Below are 3528 nucleotides of genomic sequence, written 5' to 3'. Positions count from 1 at the left end.
CAGCGAAGGCTGGGACCGCTGGCCGTCATGCTGAACGCTGGCGTGCGGGGCTTTTGTGGCAAGTGGTTTGCGAACGACAGTGCGCAACAGGGTCATAGCGGTCCCAGCCTTCGCTGGGATGACGGGTGTTTTTAGGATGGCGAGTGTCTGTAGGGTAGCGGGCGGTTGTACGATAACGGGCGCTTTGAACGGCGCCCCCGCTCACAACAAACGCTCGAACAGATCCGCCCATTCCGGATTGGCTTCCTCGATAAGCCGGATCTTCCATTCCCGCTTCCACGCCTTCATCGCCTTTTCGCGCCGAATCGCATCCTCGATCCGGCCGTGCGGCTCGATCAGCACCAGCCGCTTGAGCCCGTATTTCCGACAGAACGCCGACCCCGCACCGCCGCGATGCTGCATCATGCGCGCGGGCAGGTCAGCCGTGACGCCGATGTACAGCACGCCATGGGGCTTGTTGGTGAGGATGTATGTCCAGCCAGGCATCACGGCAGCGTAGAGCAGACGGCCAGCGGTCCCAGCCTTCGCTGGGATGACGACAGAGTTTTAACCCGGCCTCGCGCCGGAACACATATCCTCCGGCCAGTCGAAGGACCCATTGACAGCCTCGCATTCCAGTCCGATGCTGCACCGCAATGGACGAAGAAGACCGACCTCTGCGGCGGTCATCCGAGGGCGACTTCGGAGCCGCCAGCCACCTCGCCGGTGAAAGCCTCGATCGCTATTCGCTGGACGAACTCGACGCGCGGGTTGCGCTTCTCGAAACCGAGATCGCCCGCATCCGCGCGCACCGGAACGCATCATCGGCTCACCGCCTCGCGGCGGACGCCCTGTTCAGGCCGCGATCATCTTGAGAATCGCAGCCTCCTCTGGCAGCCTTCGGGCGACCTCGGGCGCTTACCCCCATGCCCACCCTCGCAACCATCCTGAACGTCCCTATATCAACCTCGTAACCCTGACCCGCCAATCTCCCCTGCGGGCCGGGAACCTCCCGGGAGAGCCGTCCCTCACGATGAAGGTCGCCTAAATGCCAAGTTTCGCCCAAAGCCTTGAAAAGACCCTGCACTCGGCTCTGTCTCACGCGTCTGAGCGGAGCCACGAGTACGCGACGCTCGAGCACCTGCTGCTCGCGCTGATCGACGACACCGACGCGGCGCAGGTCATGCAGGCCTGCGGCGTGGACCTCGGCGATCTGGGCGACGTGGTGCGCCAGTATCTCGACCAGGAATACCAGTCGCTCAAGACCGAGGAAAAGGGCGATCCCGCCCCGACAGCCGGTTTCCAGCGCGTGATCCAGCGCGCCATCCTGCACGTGCAGTCGTCCGGCAAGGACACCGTGACCGGCGCCAACGTGCTCGTCGCGCTGTTCTCGGAGAGGGATTCGTACGCGGTCTACTTCCTGCAGCAGCAGGACATGAGCCGCCTCGACGCCGTCAGCTACATCAGCCACGGCATCGGCAAGGGCGGCAAGCGGATCGAGGATCGCACCGCCAAGGGCTCGTCCGACGAGACCCCGCCCACGCCCGAGGACAAGGCGGAGGCAAAGGCGTCCGCCAACAAGAAGGACTCCGCGCTCGACCAGTTCACCGTCAACCTCAACGAGAAGGCGCTGGCGGGCAAGGTCGATCCGCTGATCGGCCGCGGCCCCGAAGTGGACCGCACGATCCAGATCCTGTGCCGCCGCTCCAAGAACAACCCGCTCTACGTGGGCGATCCGGGCGTGGGCAAGACTGCCATCGCCGAAGGCCTGGCGCGCAAGATCGTCGAGGGCGAAGTGCCCGAAGTGCTGACCGAAGCGGTGATCTACTCGCTCGACATGGGCAGCCTGCTGGCCGGCACCCGCTATCGCGGCGACTTCGAGGAGCGCCTGAAGCAGGTCGTCTCCGAACTGGAGAAGATGCCGCACGCGGTCCTGTTCATCGACGAGATCCACACCGTGATCGGTGCCGGCGCGACCAGCGGCGGCGCGATGGACGCCTCGAACCTGCTGAAGCCCGCGCTGTCGGGCGGCACGATCCGCTGCATCGGCTCGACCACCTACAAGGAGTTCCGCAACCACTTCGAGAAGGACCGCGCCCTGCTGCGCCGGTTCCAGAAGATCGACGTGAACGAGCCGACGATCGAGGACACGATCAAGATTCTCAAGGGTCTGCGCAGCGCGTTCGAGGATCACCACCGCGTCAAGTACACGCCCGATGCGATCAAGACCGCCGTGGAGCTTTCGGCCCGCTACATCAACGACCGCAAGCTGCCCGACAAGGCGATCGACGTGATCGACGAAGTGGGCGCGATGCAGATGCTGCTGCCGCCCAGCCGCCGCAAGAAGACCATTACCGCGCGCGAGATCGAGCAGGTCATCGCGACGATGGCCCGCATCCCGCCCAAGTCGGTCTCGTCCGACGACAAGAAGGCGCTGGAGAACCTCGAACGTGACCTGAAGCGCGTGGTGTTCGGCCAGGACAAGGCGATCGGCCTCCTCGCCACCGCGATGAAGCTGAGCCGCGCTGGCCTGCGCGATCCGGACAAGCCGATCGGCTCGTTCCTGTTCAGCGGGCCTACGGGTGTCGGCAAGACCGAAGTGGCCCGTCAGCTCGCCAGCATCATGGGCATCGAGCTGAAGCGCTTCGACATGTCCGAATATATGGAGCGTCACTCGGTCAGCCGCCTGATCGGTGCGCCTCCGGGCTATGTCGGCTTCGATCAGGGCGGCCTTCTGACCGACGCGATCGACCAGAACCCGCACTGCGTCCTTCTGCTCGACGAGATCGAGAAGGCGCACCCCGACCTGTTCAACATCCTGCTGCAGGTGATGGACAACGGCCGCCTGACCGATCACCACGGCAAGACCGTCGATTTCCGCAACGTGGTGCTCATCATGACCACCAACGCGGGCGCGTCGGACATGGCCAAGCAGGGCATCGGCTTCGGCGACACCTCGAAGGAGGATGCCGGCGAGGAAGCGGTGAAGCAGATGTTCACCCCCGAATTCCGCAACCGCCTCGATGCGATCGTGCCCTTCGCCTACCTCGCCAAGGACACCATCAGCCGGGTCGTGGACAAGTTCATCCTCCAGCTGGAACTGCAGTTGGCCGACCAGAACGTCCACATCCAGTTCGATTCGGATGCGCGCAGCTGGCTGGGCGACAAGGGCTACGACAAGCTCTACGGCGCGCGCCCGATGGGCCGCGTGATCCAGGAGAAGGTCAAGCAGCCGCTGGCGGAAGAACTGCTGTTCGGCAAGCTGGCCCACGGCGGCGAAGTGCACGTCTCGGTCAAGGAGAACGCGCTGAACTTCGAACTGACTCCCTCGGCACCCAAGGTGTCCAAGACGAAGAAGAAGGTGCCGGTGAAGCGGGCGAAGAAGCCCGGTCCGCAGGCGGATACCAACGCCGACGATTGAGGCCGGTAACCTGAGGCCCATAAAACGCGCCGTCATCCCAGCGAAGGCTGGGACCGGTAGCTGTCTTTAGGCACGCGTTGGCAGAAGGGCGCCCTGACGTGAGTTGGGTACCAAGGGGCCAGCGGTCC

Annotated in this window: 3 protein-coding genes; 2 read left to right on the top strand and 1 reads right to left on the bottom strand. The window is 64.4% G+C overall.

Annotated features, from left to right (window positions below):
• Positions 1 to 201: 201 nt before the first annotated feature.
• Positions 202 to 486: a GIY-YIG nuclease family protein gene (locus ACYPYD_RS22480; RefSeq protein WP_083274679.1), complete on the bottom strand. Its 285-nt coding sequence runs from the start codon at positions 484 to 486 to the stop codon at positions 202 to 204.
• Between the two features lie 149 nt (positions 487 to 635).
• Between ACYPYD_RS22480 and ACYPYD_RS22475 the strand changes: the two genes are divergently transcribed.
• Positions 636 to 854 carry a DUF1192 domain-containing protein gene (locus ACYPYD_RS22475; protein ID WP_008831392.1) on the top strand — a complete coding sequence of 73 codons (219 nt, stop codon included), beginning with the start codon at positions 636 to 638 and terminating at the stop codon, positions 852 to 854.
• 173 nt (positions 855 to 1027) lie between these two features.
• On the top strand, positions 1028 to 3400 hold the full coding sequence (gene clpA / locus ACYPYD_RS22470) for an ATP-dependent Clp protease ATP-binding subunit ClpA (protein ID WP_459665632.1): 2373 nt from the start codon (positions 1028 to 1030) through the stop codon (positions 3398 to 3400).
• The last annotated feature ends 128 nt before the right edge of the window (positions 3401 to 3528 follow it).

This window comes from Novosphingobium sp. 11B, assembly GCF_054589055.1.
The sequence above is the reverse complement of the archived record's forward strand: the minus strand, read 5'-3'. Positions and strand labels throughout refer to the sequence as shown.